A 17,576-nucleotide genomic window follows, 5' to 3' on the forward strand; every position below is an offset into this window, starting at 1 on the left:
GCTACAGTCCTTGTGCTCGGAAGTACGCCGTCGCCCGTGCTGCCGAAAGGTCGGGCTCAGGGAACAGGCCGATGCCGTTGGCCGCATCGAAGAGGTCCGCGAGGTGGAGGATCGAGCGGCCGGATTCGAGCCCGGCGACCATCCTGAAGTGGCTTTGCCATCCGGTGAGGTAACTGAGCCAGGCGACGCCCACTTTGTAGTACTGTGTCGGGGTTTCGAAAATGAGCCGGCTGAGAGGGACCGTGGGTTCCAGGATGTCGCGGAATCCCACGACGTCTCCTTTGTCGAGTTTGGCGAAAGCCGCAGACGCGAACCGGGGCACTGCGGCGAAGGCGCCCAGGAGCGCGTCGCTGTGGCCTTGTTCGTCCCCGGCGATGAGATCGGCGTAGTTGAAGTCATCGCCGGTGAACAGGCGGACGCCGGCGGGAAGCCGCCGACGGAAGCTGATCTCATGGTCCTTGTCGAGCAGCGAGATCTTGATCCCTGCGACCTTTTCCCTTTTCGCACGGATGAGCGCCAAGACTGTTTCCGAGGCATCGGCGATGGTAGGGGCGCCCCAGTAGCCCTCCAGCGAGGGGTCGAACATCGAGCCCAGCCAGTGCAGGATCACGGGCCGCGTGGCCGCATCCAGTACCTTGCCGTAGACGTTGAAGTAGTCGTCGGCCCCGCTCGCGGTGCGGGCCAGATGACGGCTTGCCATCATGACGACACTGCCCCCGACTGCCTCGATTTCGCCCAGCTGCTCGATGTAGGCGTCGGTGATTTCTTCGAGTGAATGAGGTGCGGCGTCCAGTTGGTCGGTGGCGATTCCGACGACGACCGAGCCGCCAACGCTTTTGGCTTCGGCAAGTGTGCGCCGTGCGAGTTCGAGCGCTACTGCCGGTCCGAGCCCCATTCCGCGCTGGGCGGTATCCATGCTCTCCGCGACACCAAGTCCAAGGTTCCAGAGGGAATGCCGGAGCTGGAGAGTGGCATCCCAGTCGATGGCGGCCGGAGATCCCGCGCCGGACCGTAGCGGGTCGGCGACGACGTGCCCGGCCGCGTAAGCAACACGTGATGTGGGCGGCGCAGTCAGTGTTTCCAGCGTGGCCGGCTGGGCTAGTTCCAGGGTCCGATGCCGGCCGGAGGCGGCGGGTAGCTGAATGGTGGTCAGGGTCTTCATGCTGGTTGACGCTCCGATTCGTTGAGGGGTTCGCCGACATAGCGGTTGAAGCTGGAGACGGTGCGCTTGATGATCGTCTCGAGGGGTAGCTTCCAGATGTCTTCGTTGAAAATTTCGACTTCGATGGGTCCGCTGTAGCCGGCGTGGCGGATCGAAGCGGTGAGGGCTGCTAGATCGATTTCGCCGTCCCCTGGAAAGAGGCGGCCGTTCATGTTCTCCGGGACAGGAAGGGGCAGTGCGAAGTCGCTGACTTGGTAGCCCGCGATCCGCGGACCCGCGGCCAGCACATCGTCATGGAAGCGGCTGTCCCAGGACGTGGCATAGGCATCTATGAGTAGCCCGACAGTGTCGGCGGGGAAGTCGGCGGTGACCTGCAGCGCCTGGGCGATGGTTGTCACAATGCTCCGCGTGCCGACGAACAGTGGATGCAGAGGTTCGAGCGCGAGTCTCACGCCGGCGTCGCGGGCGTACGGCTCCACTTCCTCGATGGCGGCCCGGAGCCGGACTTCAGCGTGCTGAATGCTGCGGTCGTGTGCCGGGAGACCGCCGGCGATAAGCGTCAGCATTGGACTGCCGACCTCGCGGGACAGCTCCAAGGCCCGCTTGACTCCTTCGAGCGCCGCCCGTAGATCGGCGCCTTCTTTGTCCGCGAGGAATCCAGCCCTGCAAACGGAGCTGACCGACAAGCCTGTGTCGGCGAGCAACCGCCGGGTGCGGGCGATTCCGATCTCCTCCACCGGTTCGATCCACAAACCGATGTGCCGGATGCCCGCTTGCATTGCCGCTTCGGCTGTCTCAGTCAATGGATAGGGGCGGGTGGTGGCCTGGTTCAGGCTAAGTTCCACCGTTTCGCTGCGGACGTGCGTCATCGGGATTTCCCCGCTTCGGCCAATGAGTGCGACAGATGGGTGAAGTGGCGCGATTCCACAGACGCGGAGCGGATTTGAACCGGTAGCCCTGTACGAGCCGATTCATAGACGGCGGCGACGATTTGGAGCGACTTCATGGCTTCACGTCCGGTGACGGCTGGTTGCCGTCCGGAGCGAATGGCATCGACGAAGTCGGCCACTTGGACTCTGTGCAAGGGCAGGAGCCGTGCGTTGACTTCCGCCACAGGGATATCGCCGCTCAAACCATCCGGGAATACCGTCCCGGCCCGTTCCTCGCCGGGTATTGCCCACAGGTCGTTCACCGCGTCGGAGCCTTCCGGGTATTCCGTGACCTGCACCGTCGCACCGTTGCTTCCAGTGACGACGATGCGCGTGCCAAGGTTCGGGCTGGCGGCGACCGTAGCGCTGAGTGTCGCTATGGCTCCGGAGGCAAAGGTGATGAGCGCAGCCGCGGTGTCTTCGACTTCGATGGTGTCGCCGAGGACGAAGGAACCGGCCTTGGCGCTGACCTCCACGGGGTCCCCCATGAACCACTGAAGGAGGTCGATGTTGTGGATTGCCTGGGTCATGAGCACTCCGCCGCCGTCCGCAGCCCAGGTGCCGCGCCAAGCGGCCGCGTCGTAGTAGTCGATGCCGCGGTGCAGGAGTACTTGGCAGTGTCCAAGCATCGGTGTGCCGAGGCGACCGTCGTCGATGGCTGTCCGGAGGGCCCGGGCGCCGGGCCAAAAGCGGCGCTGGAACACCACCCCCAGGGTGATGCCGCCCTCTTCGGCGGCGCTGACCATTCGTTCAGCGGCGCCGGTGTCGGTGGCAATTGGCTTTTCGCATAGAACGTGCACTCCCGCGGACGCGGCTTCGGCCACGACGGCCTCGTGCGTCGGGTGCGGTGTGCAGACGCTGATGGCGTCGATTCCCAGCGCTATAAGTTCCCTCACCGAGGGGACAGCGTGCGCGATGCCACGTTCGGCCGCGAACATTTGTGCGCGTTCGACGGCGACATCGCAGACTCCGACGATTTCGACGTCGGGCAACGCGGAGTAGGACTGGAAGTGGTTGTCGGCGATGTTGCCGCAGCCGACGATTCCTACGCGGAAGGGGTGGTTCATTGCTACTCTCCTGAGGGATTCGACGTGGAAGGACGCACGCGGGCGGTGGAAATCGGGGCTCCCAGTTGTTCCAGGGGCACTTTGAAGGTTTCCTTTGCGGTGAGGGCGCTGGCTGCGGCCATGAGGGCGATGACGGCGGAGATGGTGGCGACCGGCATCCAGTCGCCCGGGTGGCCGGCCGTCAGCGCGGTGTAAATGGTCGGCGCGAACCCGGCTGCGATGAGGCCGATCTGCAAGCCGAGGGCCATGCCGGTCTGGCGGACCTTCAGGTTGAACATTTCCGCGAAGAACGACGGGTAGGTGGCGTTGATGGCCGCGTAGGCGAAGGAAACCGAAAGGAATCCCGCCACGAAGAGCAGTGGCGCGTTGCCGGATTGGATGGAGGCGAAGTACGCGAAGATCATGGCCGCGGATCCGATGTTGCCTGCTATGAATACCGGTTTCCGCCCGATGCGGTCAGAGAGGGCAGCGAACAAAGGCTGGGTCACGAGGGCGCACACGTGGCTGACGATGAGGACCCACAGCATGGTGCTGCTCGGGACAGCATAGACAGACGTCGCCAATGAGAGCGCAAAGACCTTGATGACGGTGTCAATCGCGAACGCAAGCGAGCAGAAGGTGACCCGGACGATGGCACCCCAATGCGAGCGGAACACTTCGACCACCGGTACCTTCACCAAGGCGTGCTCCTCCTTGGCTTCAAGGAATGCTTCCGGCTCGGTGAGCTTCGCACGGATGATGAGACCGGCGACTGTGACGAGGGCGCTGAGGAGGAACGGAATGCGCCAGCCCCAACTGAGCAGCTGGTCTTTGGGTAGTGCGGAGATCGGTACGAAGATGAGGGTGGCCAGGACGAAGCCTCCGACGATCCCGTTGGGGGCCCAACTCGTGAAGAAGCCCCGGCGCCCTTCCGGCGATACCTCGATGGTGAGTACTGTGGCCGCGGCAGTCTCGCCGCCGACGGAAATGCCTTGGAGGATGCGAAGAGTCACCAGGAGGACTGCCGCCCAAACTCCGATCTGGGAGTATCCGGGTAGGCAACCAACGAGGAACGTGCATGTTCCCATGAGGATGAGAATGAAGACGAGGACCTTCTTGCGTCCGATCCGGTCCCCGAAGTGTCCCAGCAGAATCGCGCCGATCGGCCGGGCCACGTAGGAAACGGCGAAAGTGGCCAGGGCTGCCAGAGTCGCAACGCCGCCCGCTTCCGGGAAGAAGACTTTGCCGAAGACGAGGGCGGCAGCCAAGGCGTAAATGTAGTTGTCGTAATATTCCAGCGTGCCGCCGGCCATGCTTGCGATGGCAGCGCGCGTGGGGCTGTTCTTGACCCGCGGCGGGTGGGCCGCCGTGGTGTGTAGGGATGTGTTCACTGACTTCTCCTTCATTGCAGATTCAGTTGCCTGATACCCCTTGGGGACTCCGGCTAGGGGATGATGAGGGTCTTGCCACGGCCGAGGCGGCCTTGTGCAAATGCTTCGATCGCTGCCGGGGCGTCGTTGAGGCCCTGGACAATGTCGTTGGGGATTGCTGCCAGGCCATGGCGGGCGACCAAGGCAGCCGCCGTCGAGAGGTCTTCCGAGGTGTAGCAGAAGGTTCCGGTGAGGGTGAGTTCCCGCCGGACGAGGTCTTCCGTTGGTGGAAGGGCCCCTCCTTTGGCGAGTCCCGCCACGCAGATCGTCGAGCCCGGTTCCAGCAGCTCCATCACGGCGCTGACGCTGGTGCCGCTTCCCACGGTGTCAATGGCGACATCCCAGCGCTCCGCGGCTCCTTCCCCCGGGGCAAGGGCGATGACCCCGTGATCCGTGATCGTCGCGCGGCGAACGGCGTCGGGTTCGATGACGGTGACGCTTTTCGCGCCAAGGCTGCGGGCCTGGAGTGCGGACGCCATGCCGATCGCCCCGCCGCCGACGATCACCAGGCGCGCGCCGGGTGAGACATTCGCGCGGGCGCAAGCGCGCACTCCGACGGCGATGGGCTCAATAAGCGCGAGGGCCCGTGGATCTGCGGCCCCCGGGACAGCGACGGTGTTGACGGCGTCAACCGTCACGTAGTTTTGCAGACCGCCGTCGACGTCGAGGCCCATGAGTTCGCGCCGGCGGCACAGTCCACGCGAACCTGTTGCGCATTCCCGGCATTCGCCACAGACGCGGTTGGGATCGACTGCCACTTGCTGGCCGACGGTCCGGATCGTCACGTTCGGGCCGACCTCCACAACGGTGCCCCCGAATTCGTGCCCGAGTATGGTTCCGATACGGACGCGGTTGTTATCCCCGCGCCATATCGCAGCGTCCGTGCCGCACACACCAACGCTCTCGACGCGAATCACTATCTCGTCCGGACCCGGCGGAGTCGGTGCGGGCCGTGGCTCAACGACGAGCCGTTCCGCGCCCGTCCAGGCAACCCGGCGGGCCAACGTCGGGGCGCTCATGGCGCAGAAACCAGTTCGTCGGCCCCGTGACCGCGCACAATGTGGGCAAGGGCGGCGTCTGCGGCGCGTCGGCCGAAAACGAATCCGAAGACGATGCCACCGACGTACCGGAGGTCCTGGGCTCCCCCGGCGTCGGCCCCGGCAGCGAACAGTCCGGGGATGGGAAGGTTGTCCCGGTCCAGGACCCGGCTATCACCGTCCACACGCAGTCCGCCGAACGGAATCGTGATGCATGGCTGCACCTCGATTGCCCTGAAGGGACCCTTCTTGAGCGCACTCGGGTTCGCAGGCAGCGGGGCGTCGAGCGCCACGGACTCGCCGTCGGAGGCTCGCTGGTAGCTTTCCAAGGTGGCGGCCAGGGCGGCGCGGTCGACACCCCAACTGGCAACGACCTCGACGAGTTCCTCCAGGGTGTCCGTTTCCGCGGTCCGGGCGCCGAGCTTCTTCGCTTCGCCATGACGGTCAAGCGCCATGCCGCTGGGATACGGGACAGCGAGGGCGCGATTCTGCTGGACCTGGTCATCCCAGATCAGGACGCCGCGCTGCCCCGGCTCCCGGACAAGGAATTGGTTGGAGACTTCGTCGCCGAGCGACTCATCGGTGAATCGCAGGCCGCGCCTGTTGACCAAAACGCCGTAGGCGGAGAAATACAAGGTAAGGCGGAGGAACACCTCTGGCGAGACCGGCAGCGGACTCGGCAGGGTGTGGCCGTAGAAGCCGGACAGATGGCGGCTCGCCGCTCCCCCGGCCGCGGTTCCGAGGCGAAATCCATCACCGACTGAGTGCGGGTTGCTGCGAACAGCTATGTCGTCGGCACCGTTGCCAATGAACTTCTGCTTGAGCTCGGGGTCGCCCTGGAACCCACCTGTTGCAAGTACTGTTGCCGCACCAAGTGCGCTCTTTTCTTCTCCCTCGTGGGTGAACGTCACGCCTGCAACCTTGCCGCCGTCGATGATGAGTTCGACGTCGCTGACTCCGGTGAGAAGACCGCCGCCGCTGGCATTGATTTTCGCGGTCCACTTGGCGAACAGGTCAAGGATGTCAACCTTGCAGGCGCGACCCCATTCGAGGTGATCGCGCCATTCTTCGCTGACGCTGACACCGGCGGCACGCACATCCTTCACGGCCTGCTCGTAACCTTCCACCACCAATGGCCCCAGGACCGGATCGCCGTCGGGCTGGATGCGGCGAAGGACATCAACATTCGGTGCCGTCCAGAGAATGCCCGCTGAAAGCGCGGCAGACCCTCCCGCAGCCGCGCCCTTCTCAAGCAGGAGAACGCGTCCCCCAAGGTCCACTGCCCGGTTTGCGGTTGCCAAACCTGCCGCCCCCGCACCGACGACGATCAGGTCAAAAGGCTCCGTAATGTCTGTCATTTGTCTCTCCTTTGAGTTTGTCTACTGCGGATAACGTTTACCGTTGGCGGCAAGATTCTTGCTCTAGCAATGGATAACGTTTTCCGTTACGCTAGTTCCACCCGGACCTCCTGTCAAGAGGGGCGCCGGAAGACATTGGGAATCGTCAGCTTCGGTTGCGGTTAGGCTGGAGCGTCGATCACATCAAAGGAGTCTGGACATGGCCACGTTGCGCGAGATAGCCGAACTGGCGTCCGTCTCGGTAGCCACCGCTTCACGCGTGCTCAACGGCTCGGCGGAGAAGCACCCGGTGTCCCAGGATGTGCGGGCCAGTGTGCGGGCTGCAGCGGACACTCTGGGCTACACGCCGAGCGCCACGGCCCAGGCGCTGAAGCAACAGCGCAGCAAAATCATCGGCGTCATTGCCAGCGACATCCTCGATCCATACTTCGCAGAGATGACCCGCGGGATCGAGATCGAAGCGGCCAAGTTCGGATATGTCACCATTTTGGCCAATGCCAACCGCGACCCGGAGCAGGAGCGGACAAAATTCCGCGTCCTGCGTGAACATCAAGTCTCCGGGATCGTGTTTTGCGGCAGCGACATCGAGGGCTCACCCGGAACCGCGCAACTCGCCCGCGAAGTCAACCTCGCCGTAAGGGCCGGTACGCGGGTAGTGGCGCTCGCTCCCCGGGGGTTTGATTCCACGAAGATCGTCATCGACAACGCCGCGACGGCGTACGAACTTACCCAATACATGCTTTCGCTTGGGCACCGAAAAATTGCCTTCATCGGAGGAATTCCCGGACTCTCCGCGGCCGAGCAGCGAATTGTCGGCTACCGCGATGCAATGTTCGAAGCGCAGGCCCCCGCACAAGTCCTCGGCTTGACCGGCATGAGCCAGGAATCGGGAAAGCGCGCCGCCGAGGAACTGACCGCATCGACGCAACTTCCGGACGCGATCGTCTGCACCAACGATGAAGTGGCCGTCGGCGTTCTCGCGCATCTTTGGACCGCAGGGTACAAGATCCCCGAAGACGTGTCCGTCGCCGGCATAGGTGGTACGCGTGGTGGTGCAGTCTTCGGCCTCACGACAATGACGCTCCCCCTGGTGGAGCTCGGCGGACTTGCCGCCCGTTACATCGCCACGGCAGGTGGCTCATCAGACGTGCCGGCTCCCCCGAGCTTTGAGCTGCATATCGGATCCACCTCTGCCCCGCGCGGACAATCCCACTAAACGGGCGTCCGCTGAAGGGCATCCCGCCGCGGCGCCCCTTGTCCCGGCCCCGCGCCGCCGGGTGTAATGGACGCACGACGGCGACTCCCGCCGTCGTGCGCTGAAGGAGCCGCAATGTTCACCAGCCCGTACGCTGATGTCGAGATCCCCGAAGTCACGATCTATGAGTATCTATTCGGTGGGCTGGGCGGCGAGGACCTTGACCGGACCGCACTCGTGGACGGCACGTCCGGCGTGGAAATGAGCTACCGGCAACTCGTCAGCCGAATCGACGCCACCGCAGGCTGGCTCGCGAGCCACGGGGCCGGCCCAGGGACCACCGTGGGCCTCTTCTGCCCCAACGTGCCGGCGTTCGCGGTCCTCTTCCACGGGGTCCTCCGCGCGGGCGCCGTCGTCACCACGATCAACGCGCTGTATACCGCCGATGAAGTCGGCAGCCAGCTCAGCGACGCCGGCGCCTCCTGGCTCTTCACCGTCTCGCCCTTCCTGGAGCGCGCGGAGGCCGCCGCCCAGGCCGCCGGCATTCCGGCGGAGCGCCTCGTGGTGCTCGACGGCGGCGACCTCGTCTCGGCCGCGGGCCATCCCTCGCTCGCGGACATCATCGACGCCGGCCTTCCCGCGCCGACGCTGAGCGTCGATCCGCATGCCGCCGCCGTCGTGCCCTACTCCTCGGGCACGAGCGGCACGCCGAAGGGTGTCCTGTTGAGCCAGTACAACCTCGTGGCGAACGTCGCGCAATCCAGTGCCTTCTTCCGCGTGACTCCCGACGACGTGCTGCTTGCCGTCTTGCCCTTCTTCCACATCTACGGCCTGACCGTGCTACTCAATCTCGCCCTCGGAGAGCGGGCCCGGCTCGTCACGATGCCGAAGTTCGACCTCGCCGAGTTCCTCCGGATCACGCAGGACCATCGCTGTACCTACCTCTTCATCGCGCCGCCCATCGCCGTCGCACTGGCGAAGCATCCGCTGGTGGACCAATACGACCTCTCGTCCGTCCGCGCCGTGCTTTCGGGAGCAGCGCCCCTTGACGGCGAACTGGGGCACGCTGTTGCGAACCGCCTCGGGTGCACGATGCTCCAGGGCTATGGAATGACCGAGCTGAGCCCCGTATCCCACGCCATCCCGCGCGACGGCGCCGAGCATGTCCCGCTCGACTCAGTGGGCTACACCGTGCCGAACACAGAGTGCAAGCTCCTCGACCCCGCCACGGACGAAGAAATCGAAGTCCCGGCCGAAGGACCGAGCGCTCCCGGTCAGCTCCTTGTCCGCGGCCCGCAGGTCATGCTCGGCTACCTGAACCGGCCCGACGCAACAGCGGCGACTATCGATCCGGATGGCTTCCTCCGCACCGGTGACATAGCGACCGTCACGGCTGACGGCGTCGTGACGATCGTCGACCGGCTCAAGGAGCTGATCAAGTACAAGGGCTACCAAATTGCGCCCGCCGAGCTCGAAGCGCTCCTGCTCACCCACCCGCGGATTGCGGACGCCGCGGTCATCGGCACCCACGCGGACGACGGCGAAGAGGTGCCGAAGGCGTTCGTCGTCCGGCAGGCGGGGGCCGAGCTCGGGGACGGGGAGGTCATGGAGTTCGTCGCCGGGCGGGTGGCTCCGTTCAAGCGCGTGCGATCGGTGGAGTTCGTCGAGGTGATTCCCAAATCGGCGTCAGGAAAGATCCTTCGGCGGGAGCTGCGCGCTAAGGGTTAGGGACAGCCCGCGCCGGCACTCTCCGTGGCTATGCTTGGCCCTGCGAAGCCGGTGGCACACGCAGGCTTCCATACCTCTCCATTCGGTGCCACCGCAGGTGCACGCCGGCCAAGGCCGTGACTACCGACTGGATGACGACGAGATACATGAGCTGCCGATAGACGAACTGCTGAAGCGGAAGGGTCCACAGTGGACGAAGCGACTCATTGTCGAGCCGGAACGCATAGGCCGCCATAAGGAATTGCACCAGGAGGAAGACAAGCCAGAGCGCAGCGATCCGGACCGGATCAAGGAAGACCAGGCCGTAGATGGCGAAGACGTCCACTACTGGAGCGAACAGCGGCAGCAGCACCTGGAGGACGAGCAGATAGCCGAGCCCGCGCCGGCCGAGCTTTCCAGCCTGCCCGCCCTGCACCACCGCGCCCCGGTGCTTCCACATGGCCTGAAGCGTGCCATAGCACCAGCGGTATCGCTGTTTCCAAAGCGCGCCAAGGCTCGCGGGAGCTTCGGTCCAGGCCCTCGCATCGTCCTGGTACACGACCCGCCAGCCATCGCGGCACAGTGCCATGGTCAGGTCCGTGTCTTCAGCAAGCGTGTCGTCGCTGACTCCGCCAACCCGGAACAGGGCATCGCGGCGGAAGGCACCAATAGCCCCGGGAACGGTCGGCATGCACTCGGCGATGTCGAACAACCTGCGGTCCAGGTTGAAGCCGACGACGTATTCGATGTGCTGCCAGGCTCCGAGGATCCCTCCACGGTTGGCAACCTTGGTGTTCCCTGAAATTGCGCCCACTCGAGGGTCGGCGAAGGGCTGAATGAGGGCGTGAACCGTTTCCGGTTCGAAGACGGTATCACCGTCGACCATCACCACGAGATCGTGGCCGGCAGCTGCAAGCCCGGCATTCAACGCGGAGGGTTTGCCGCCGTTCGCTTTCCGGATCAACGTAACACCCGGCAAGCCGAGCTTTTCGACGATGTCCGCGGTGTCGTCGGTCGACCCGTCGTCAACCACAATGATCTCCACCGGATGGCTTGATTCGGCGATAGACCGGACTGCGGCTTCGATGCCGGCGGCCTCGTTGTACGCGGGGACGATGACGCTGACCGGCTCCGTGACCTCGGGCCGGACCGGCACGTCCACCCGGCGTCGGCTGCGGCCGGTCGCAAGGGACCGGCGCGCCGCTTTCCGGTGGCGCGCTGCGCACACCACCACGAGCACGGCCCGGACCACCGTCACGACTCCGGCCGCAACGAGCGCCCAGGAGATGGCGGCGATGAAGAAATCGCTGAGCCGTATTCCCCACACCAACGCGTTTCCGCTGGTCTGCTCTCCCACCGAGGCATCGCGCATGCTTGCGATCCCGACGGCGTCGCCCGCCGTCGTGACCCGGAAGCCTTGATCCGCGACCTTGGTGAGGACGGAGTCGAGCGCCGTGACCGTCTGCTCCCTGTCTCCGCCGCCGTCGTGCATGAGGAGCACCTGGCCCTGCGGGCCTGAAGGGGTGAGGTTCTTCTCGATGGCGGCGACTCCGGGCCGCTGCCAGTCCTCACTGTCCTGGGTGGAGAGCACCGTGAGATAACCCCGGTCCGCAGCGGTGCGCATCGCCGCCCACGTCCCGTCCCGGACGGCGTCGTTCTCGGAGCTGTACGGCGGACGCAGGAGCGTCGAGGCACGGCCCGTGATGCCGGCAATCACTTGCTGGTCGCCCTGGACCTCAAGCTGCTGGCGCCAAGCCGGGGCGCTCCCAAGGTCCGCATGTGTCAACGTGTGCACCCCGATCTCGTTGCCGTCCGCAAGGATGCGGCGTACGACGTCGGGATTGTCGATGGCAGCTGAACCCACCACGAAAAACGTGGCATGGACATGGTGCTTGCGGAGGACGTCAAGGATCCGGGGAGTCCAGACCGGGTCCGGACCGTCGTCGAACGTCAGCGCGAGCGTGCGGTCCGGCGGACCGACGGTACGAACGGAGCCGCCGCGGGAATCAACCACCGGCCCACCGTGCGAGACCGCGTCCGGGACGGTACTCGCGGAGCCACCCCCGGGCACCGAGTCATCGGCGATCCCGGCGAGGTGATGCATGTACCCCTGCACGACGAGTGCGACACCCAGTGCCAACAGGACGGCCAGAAGGATGAACCAGTGCGCCCTGACACTGACCGGAGCAGTGCGCTTGCTCAGGCGGCGCGCACTCACGGGTGCGTCGGCGTGGACGGTCGCGTAGCCTGGCCCGGAGCTGTCCCGCTCTTGCCCGGACCCGTCGGCGACGAGCCCGGCGCAGAGGACGCAACCGGCGCAAACGAGGCAGCATGTTGCGCGGCCGCACCGTTGATCGGTCGTGCCACAGCAGCGGGCGAAGGAGAAGTCACCGGAACACCGAAAGCGGCCGGCGTCGAAGGCGCAGGCAATCGGCCCCCGCCGGTCGGGAGCCCGTCCGCGTTGGAAGGCGGAGTCGATGGGGATGACGGAAGACCACGGGCTGCCGGAGTGGCCGGTGGCGCCAAGGGCTTCACTGCGGCCGGCAGGGGCAGGAAGGGCGCCGCAACATTGGGCCCTCCCATGAACGCAACCAGCAGGAGGATGACATAGCCTCCTGCGAGCACAAGGGCTCCGAGCCCAATAAGCTTGAGCCTCTGCAGGCGCCGGCCTGAGGCGTCGACGAAGACAGGCCCACTCGGCGACGCGGATCCAGGCTGATCGGACGTTTCATTAAAAGCTGCCATCGGGCACCAACCTTAGAGGATTCGCATCCCGTAGCCCAAAAAGCGTCTTGTGCGACGATCCCCCGGGTTCAAGGTTCAAAACGGCTAGCGCTTCGCCAGCGTTCGCAGGAGTTTCAGGGCCACGGAGATCGACGCGAGGTCTACTTGCCCGGGTTTGGTGACCTCCACAAAGGTGTCCTTGATCCTTCCCAGCTGCTCCTGGCGTCCGCTCTCCCACTCCACGATGCGGTCCACGGCAGAGGCGCCGGAGGCCCCGCTCGCCCGGGTCGTCCGCATGACGGAAATGGTGATGTCGACGACGGCGGAATAGGCGTCGTCGCGCAGGGCTGCACGAGCCAGGGCTTCCCACCGGCTTTGCCGCGGCAGGTCAGTGATGCGCAGCAACAGCGTTCCCACACCGATCCAATGAATGACCGTGTGGTACATGTCGGCGATGGTGGTGAGGGGTTCATCCACTTGCTCCGCCACCAGCGAGATGTCCAGGAGGGAGAAGCTCTCGAGCAAATCGGAGGCGCGCCGCCCCAGATCACCCGGCATCCCGACGTCGTTCCAATGCGCCAGCCGTTGCTCGGCGCGGTCAAGGTCCGAGCCGCGCAGAAATTCCGTGGTCCGGGTCCGTAGCAGGTCCAGGGTCGGCCCGATCCTCCTCAGGGCTTCCGCGATGCCTTGGTCCCGATGATCGTGTGTCACGTACCACCGGGTTGCCCGGTCGAGGAGCCTGCGCAGTGGAAGGGCCACCGCAGCGGCGTGTTCGCTGGGAAACCCGGGAGGCAGGCTTGCGATCCTGTCCACGAACCGCTGCAGCTCATAAGCCTCGCGGACCACCACGAAAGCCCTGGCCACGGCCGCCGCAGTTGCCGTAGTCTCCTCGATGGCTCGGAAGGCGAACGTGATCCCTCCAAGATTGATCATGTCGTTGGCCACCACCGTGCAGATGATCTGCCGACGCAGCGGGTGGGAGTCCAGTTCAGCATCAAAGCGCTCGGACAACTGGCGTGGAAAGTAGCCACGGAGGACCCGCTTGAACCAGGGATCGTCGGCGAGGTCGCTGGCGGTCAGCTCCCTCGCCAGCTCAATCTTCGCGTAGGCGGCTAGCACCGACAGCTCCGGCGAGGTCAGTCCAGTGCCTGCCCGCAGCCTGTCTTGGAGTTGTTCCGTGCTCGGCAGGGCCTCCAGGCCGCGGTCCAAGTCCGCCGCGTCCTCCAGCCAGTCCATGATCCGTTCAAAACCAGGACTCAGCTCCGGCGCCAAGTGCCGGTCGTTGAAAAGGAGGACGTTCTGGTCCGTGTTGTTTGCCAGGACCAGGCGGCTCACTTCATCGGTCAGGGAATGCAGGAAGCCCGCACGTTCCCCAGACCCCATTTTCCCTGCCGCAATCATCCGGTCAACGAAGATCTTGATGTTGACCTCGTGGTCCGAACAGTCCACGCCGGCCGAATTGTCTATCGCATCGGTGTTGAGGAGGACACCGGCGAGTGCCGCCTCAATCCGGCCGCGCTGCGTGAACCCCAGGTTCCCGCCCTCGGCCACGATCCGGGTCCTCAGCTCGTTGCCGTTGACCCTGATGGCGTCGTTGGCTTTGTCGCCGACGTCGGTGTGGTCCTCGGTGGAGGCTTTGACGTATGTTCCGATTCCCCCGTTGTAGAGCAGGTCCACGGGCGCCCGGAGAATGGCCTGCATCAGCGCGTGGGGAGGCAGCGAAGCCGTCCCCGGCTCCAGGCCGAGGGCAGTCCGGACCTGCTCCGTGATCCCGATGGCTTTGGCCCGGCGGGAATGGACACCCCCGCCTTCGCTGATCAGCGAAGGATCGTAGTCGGCCCAGGACGAACGGGGAAGACCGAAGAGACGCCTGCGTTCTTCGAAGGACGTTGCCGCGTCAGGACTCGGATCAAGAAAGATGTCCCGGTGGTCGAAAGCCGCCACCAGGCGGATGTGCGGCGAGAGCAGCATCGCGTTTCCGAACACGTCCCCGCTCATGTCTCCGATGCCGGCCGCAGTGAAGTCTTCGCTCTGTGAATCCGTGCCGAGTTCGCTGAAATGGTGTTTCGCGGATTCCCATGCACCGCGGGCCGTGATGCCCATCTGCTTGTGGTCATATCCCACGGATCCCCCGGACGCGAACGCGTCGCCGAGCCAAAAGCCGTACTCCCGGGCCACGGAATTGGCCGCGTCTGAAAATGACGCTGTTCCCTTGTCAGCTGCAACCACCAAGTAATAGTCATCGCCGTCATGGCGCACCACGCCGGCCGGGGGCACCACCGACTCTCCCCTGGATGAGGCGAGCAAATTGTCAGTGATGTCCAGCATGCCCTTGACGAAGATCCGATAGCACTCCAGGCCCTCAGCGAGCCATGCCTCCCGGTCCATTGCCGGGTCGGGCAGCCGCTTGGGATAGAAACCTCCTTTTGCTCCTGTGGGCACAATGACGGAGTTCTTCACGTTTTGTGCCTTGACCAGTCCCAGGACCTCGGTCCGGAAATCCTCGCTTCGGTCAGACCACCGCAAACCCCCGCGCGCCAGGGTTCCGAAGCGCAGGTGGACGCCTTCCACCCGCGGCGAGTACACCCAGATCTCGTACTTCGGGCGCGGAAACGGGGCACCGGCAATCGCGGCGGGATTGAGTTTGAAGCTCAAGTGGGCCTTGTCCAGGAAGTAGTTGGTCCGCGTTGTGGCTTCGACGAGGTTCATGAACGTGCGCAGCAGCCGGTCCGCGTCGAGGACCGGGACGTCGTCGATCGCGGCCAGCAACTCCTTTTTGGCATCAGCAATGTTCCTGCCGCGGTCAGGCTCGTCCAGTCCCGGATCGAACTTCGCTTGGAACAGGGCAAGGAGCGCGCGTGTTGCCCGGACGTTGCTGATCAGCGTGTCCGCGATGAATCCGTACGAGTTGGTGGTCCCCAGCTGCTGGAGGTATTTCGCGTAACTTCTCAGGATTGCGGCCTGCCGCCACGCAATCCGTTCCCGGATGACGAGTGCGTCGATCCGGTCGGATTCGATGTCCCCCCGCATGGCCGCCGTGAAGGCATCCGCGAGCAGTCCGCTGGTTCCCTCGGGGTCAACGCCGCCAGGAAACTTCACGCCGAGGTCGTAAAGAAACAGCTCCTGGCCACCCCGCCGAAGCTCGAAAGGCCGCTGGTCCAGCACTTCGAGCCCGAAGTTGTGCAGGAAGGGCAGGATCTGAGTCAGGCTCCTGGGCCTTGTCAGGTAGAGGCGGATCCGGGCGTCCTCGACGAGCGTGCCCGGCGCACCCTTCCTGGCGTACACCGTGAGCAGCGGATCCCCGTATGGCCTGCCCCCTGCTCCGTCCAGGTCGAAGGTCTCGAAGTTGACGATGTCCCCGAGCGCGGCCTCCGCCTCGTAGACCGCGCGATAACCGGCGGGAAAGGCGTCCGACCAGAGCCCGGCGAGCCTTGCGGCCTCCGCCGCCGGGAAGCGGTCCCGGACCGCGTCCTCGAGCCCGTCCGACCATGAGCGGGTAGCGGCTATCAGGCGCCGCTCGAGTTGGGAAGGGTCGACGACGGCGGCCCTGGACGCGGCGGCGTCGGGCGTGGCACCTACATGGATCCGGAAGAACACCCGGGCCATGGGCGACTCGGTCAGACGGACTTCGAAATCGACTGCGTCCGCCTTGAACGCGCGCCTGAGTTCTTCCTCCATCAACAGCCGGACAGCGGTGCTGTAACGGTGGCGCGGGAAGAAGACGAGCGCGGACACGAACCGTCCATGGCTGTCAGGTCGAAGGAACACGCGGATCCGCTGCAGCACCTCGGCACGAAGAATTTCGCCCGCCAGGCGCGCGAGCTCATCCGCTTCAACGTGGAACAGTTCGTCCCGCGGAAAGGTCTCCAGGATAGCCATCAGGTCCCTGGTTTGGTGCGATCGGGGCGTAAACCCGAGTCTTTCGCTGACTGCCTGGACTTTCTCGCGGATTACCGGAATCCGGCGGACCGATTGGTGCGTGGCGCCGGGCGTGAACAACCCCAAGAAGCGTCGTTCGCCGGTGGTCCGGCCGGCCGCATCGAACATTTGCAGGCGAACTTCGTCCAGGTACGAGCGCCTCAGGACGGTGGATCGCACCTCCGAGGTGGAGAGGGCGAGTGCCCGTGACCCTGGGATACCGGGTGCGCGTGGCCCAGCGCTTCCGGAGGCGTCCCCCTGTATCCGCCGCAGCAGACCCAGCCCGGCGCCTTGCCGTTCGACGAGCATGTCCTGGCCGCCCGCCGTCGTGAGTTCGTCTTCGGTGTACCCGAGAAACAGGAAGTTTCCGTCGTCGAGCCAGAGGAGCAGTTCCCTGAGCTGATCCGGTGGCGGCACCACATCACGCGGGAATCCGTCCACGGAGGCAACTGCTTCGGCGACCTTGCCACGGAGGGCGGCCGCGTCATCGGCGGCAACCCGGACATCATCCAGCACCCTCTGCAGGTTTTCCGTCAGTTGACTCACGGCCGCAGCATCGGCCAGCCTGCCGATCTCCGCGGCAATCCAGACCTCGGTTTCCCCGGTTTCCGGAGGGGTCGCGCCATCGGACGTTCCGAGGCGGACGTCCAGTAGCTCGTGGGACACCGGGTCGCGAAGCACCCGAAAGCCTGGATGAACAAGGAGGTTGATCGACGTGTCGTCGCGCGTGAGCTCCGCCGTGACGGAGTGGACCAGGTACGGGATGTCCTCTGTCACCACCGCGACGACGCTGGCATCCAATTCCGTCAGGATCCCGACGGCGGCCCGCCCGGGCGCGCGCGACGACGCCACTTTCAGATGGTGCGCGGCCCGCGCACGGAGTGTCTCGGGACTGTAGCTTCGCAGATCCTCCGGGGGCACCTGGGCAAAGTATTCGGCCACGAAAGCTTCGCTGGGCTCAAGGGAAGCTACTGACTTCGCCTGCTCCGCCGGCACCGATTCGCGTGTCATGTCACCGCGCCTCCACTGCGGGTGCCACTCGCAAACTGGGGTTGACGATCCAGCCCTCC

10 protein-coding genes are annotated in these 17,576 nt (G+C 65.1%); 2 read left to right on the forward strand and 8 right to left on the reverse strand.

All coding sequences use genetic code 11. From position 1 onward, the window contains the following. Position 1: 1 nt before the first annotated feature. Genes AC1DJW_RS17870 through AC1DJW_RS17895 form a run of 6 tightly spaced genes read right to left on the reverse strand, consistent with a single transcriptional unit; the run spans position 2 to position 6,962 of the window. Positions 2–1,162 carry a dihydrodipicolinate synthase family protein gene (locus AC1DJW_RS17870; protein ID WP_476902064.1) on the reverse strand — a complete coding sequence of 387 codons (1,161 nt, stop codon included), beginning with the start codon at positions 1,160–1,162 and terminating at the stop codon, positions 2–4. Then, entirely contained in the window at positions 1,159–2,031 is an 873-nt protein-coding gene (locus AC1DJW_RS17875) for a sugar phosphate isomerase/epimerase family protein (protein WP_390277136.1), read from the reverse strand. The genes AC1DJW_RS17870 and AC1DJW_RS17875 overlap by 4 nt, the downstream gene beginning before the upstream one ends. Then, positions 2,028–3,158: a Gfo/Idh/MocA family protein gene (locus AC1DJW_RS17880; RefSeq protein WP_306959959.1), complete on the reverse strand. Its 1,131-nt coding sequence runs from the start codon at positions 3,156–3,158 to the stop codon at positions 2,028–2,030. The genes AC1DJW_RS17875 and AC1DJW_RS17880 overlap by 4 nt, the downstream gene beginning before the upstream one ends. A gap of 2 nt (positions 3,159–3,160) precedes the next feature. After that, positions 3,161–4,528, reverse strand: coding sequence for an MFS transporter (locus tag AC1DJW_RS17885; protein WP_390277134.1), 1,368 nt, complete (start codon positions 4,526–4,528; stop codon positions 3,161–3,163). A 53-nt stretch (positions 4,529–4,581) separates the two neighbouring features. Further along, positions 4,582–5,586, reverse strand: coding sequence for a zinc-dependent alcohol dehydrogenase (locus AC1DJW_RS17890; protein WP_476902065.1), 1,005 nt, complete (start codon positions 5,584–5,586; stop codon positions 4,582–4,584). Beyond that, a complete protein-coding gene (locus AC1DJW_RS17895; protein ID WP_459341597.1) occupies positions 5,583–6,962 on the reverse strand; it encodes an FAD-binding protein in 1,380 nt (459 codons plus the stop codon). Before AC1DJW_RS17895 ends, AC1DJW_RS17890 begins: the two co-directional genes overlap by 4 nt. 199 nt (positions 6,963–7,161) lie before the next feature. Between AC1DJW_RS17895 and AC1DJW_RS17900 the strand changes: the two genes are divergently transcribed. Both AC1DJW_RS17900 and AC1DJW_RS17905 read left to right on the forward strand, forming a co-directional pair. Then, a complete protein-coding gene (locus AC1DJW_RS17900; protein WP_459341596.1) occupies positions 7,162–8,178 on the forward strand; it encodes a LacI family DNA-binding transcriptional regulator in 1,017 nt (338 codons plus the stop codon). A gap of 114 nt (positions 8,179–8,292) precedes the next feature. Continuing rightward, positions 8,293–9,885 (forward strand): AMP-binding protein, encoded by a 1,593-nt coding sequence (locus AC1DJW_RS17905; RefSeq protein ID WP_476902066.1) that lies wholly within the window; start codon positions 8,293–8,295, stop codon positions 9,883–9,885. A gap of 28 nt (positions 9,886–9,913) precedes the next feature. On the opposite strand, the gene AC1DJW_RS17910 is transcribed toward AC1DJW_RS17905, so the two are convergent. After that, positions 9,914–12,082 carry a bifunctional polysaccharide deacetylase/glycosyltransferase family 2 protein gene (locus AC1DJW_RS17910; RefSeq protein ID WP_476902067.1) on the reverse strand — a complete coding sequence of 723 codons (2,169 nt, stop codon included), beginning with the start codon at positions 12,080–12,082 and terminating at the stop codon, positions 9,914–9,916. A 611-nt stretch (positions 12,083–12,693) separates the two neighbouring features. Continuing rightward, positions 12,694–17,517, reverse strand: coding sequence for an NAD-glutamate dehydrogenase (locus tag AC1DJW_RS17915; protein WP_476902068.1), 4,824 nt, complete (start codon positions 17,515–17,517; stop codon positions 12,694–12,696). Positions 17,518–17,576: the final 59 nt, after the last annotated feature.

Source organism: Arthrobacter sp. 05L417 (assembly GCF_056397865.1).

What these genes read in the sequence shown, in the direction of transcription:
- AC1DJW_RS17870 (WP_476902064.1), bottom strand. Translation starts at nt 1,162, where the DNA reads ATGAAGACCCTGACCACCATTCAGCTACCCGCCGCCTCCGGCCGGCAT.
- AC1DJW_RS17875 (WP_390277136.1), bottom strand. Translation starts at nt 2,031, where the DNA reads ATGACGCACGTCCGCAGCGAAACGGTGGAACTTAGCCTGAACCAGGCC.
- AC1DJW_RS17880 (WP_306959959.1), bottom strand. Translation starts at nt 3,158, where the DNA reads ATGAACCACCCCTTCCGCGTAGGAATCGTCGGCTGCGGCAACATCGCC.
- AC1DJW_RS17890 (WP_476902065.1), bottom strand. Translation starts at nt 5,586, where the DNA reads ATGAGCGCCCCGACGTTGGCCCGCCGGGTTGCCTGGACGGGCGCGGAA.
- AC1DJW_RS17895 (WP_459341597.1), bottom strand. Translation starts at nt 6,962, where the DNA reads ATGACAGACATTACGGAGCCTTTTGACCTGATCGTCGTCGGTGCGGGG.
- AC1DJW_RS17900 (WP_459341596.1), top strand. Translation starts at nt 7,162, where the DNA reads ATGGCCACGTTGCGCGAGATAGCCGAACTGGCGTCCGTCTCGGTAGCC.
- AC1DJW_RS17905 (WP_476902066.1), top strand. Translation starts at nt 8,293, where the DNA reads ATGTTCACCAGCCCGTACGCTGATGTCGAGATCCCCGAAGTCACGATC.
- AC1DJW_RS17915 (WP_476902068.1), bottom strand. Translation starts at nt 17,517, where the DNA reads ATGACACGCGAATCGGTGCCGGCGGAGCAGGCGAAGTCAGTAGCTTCC.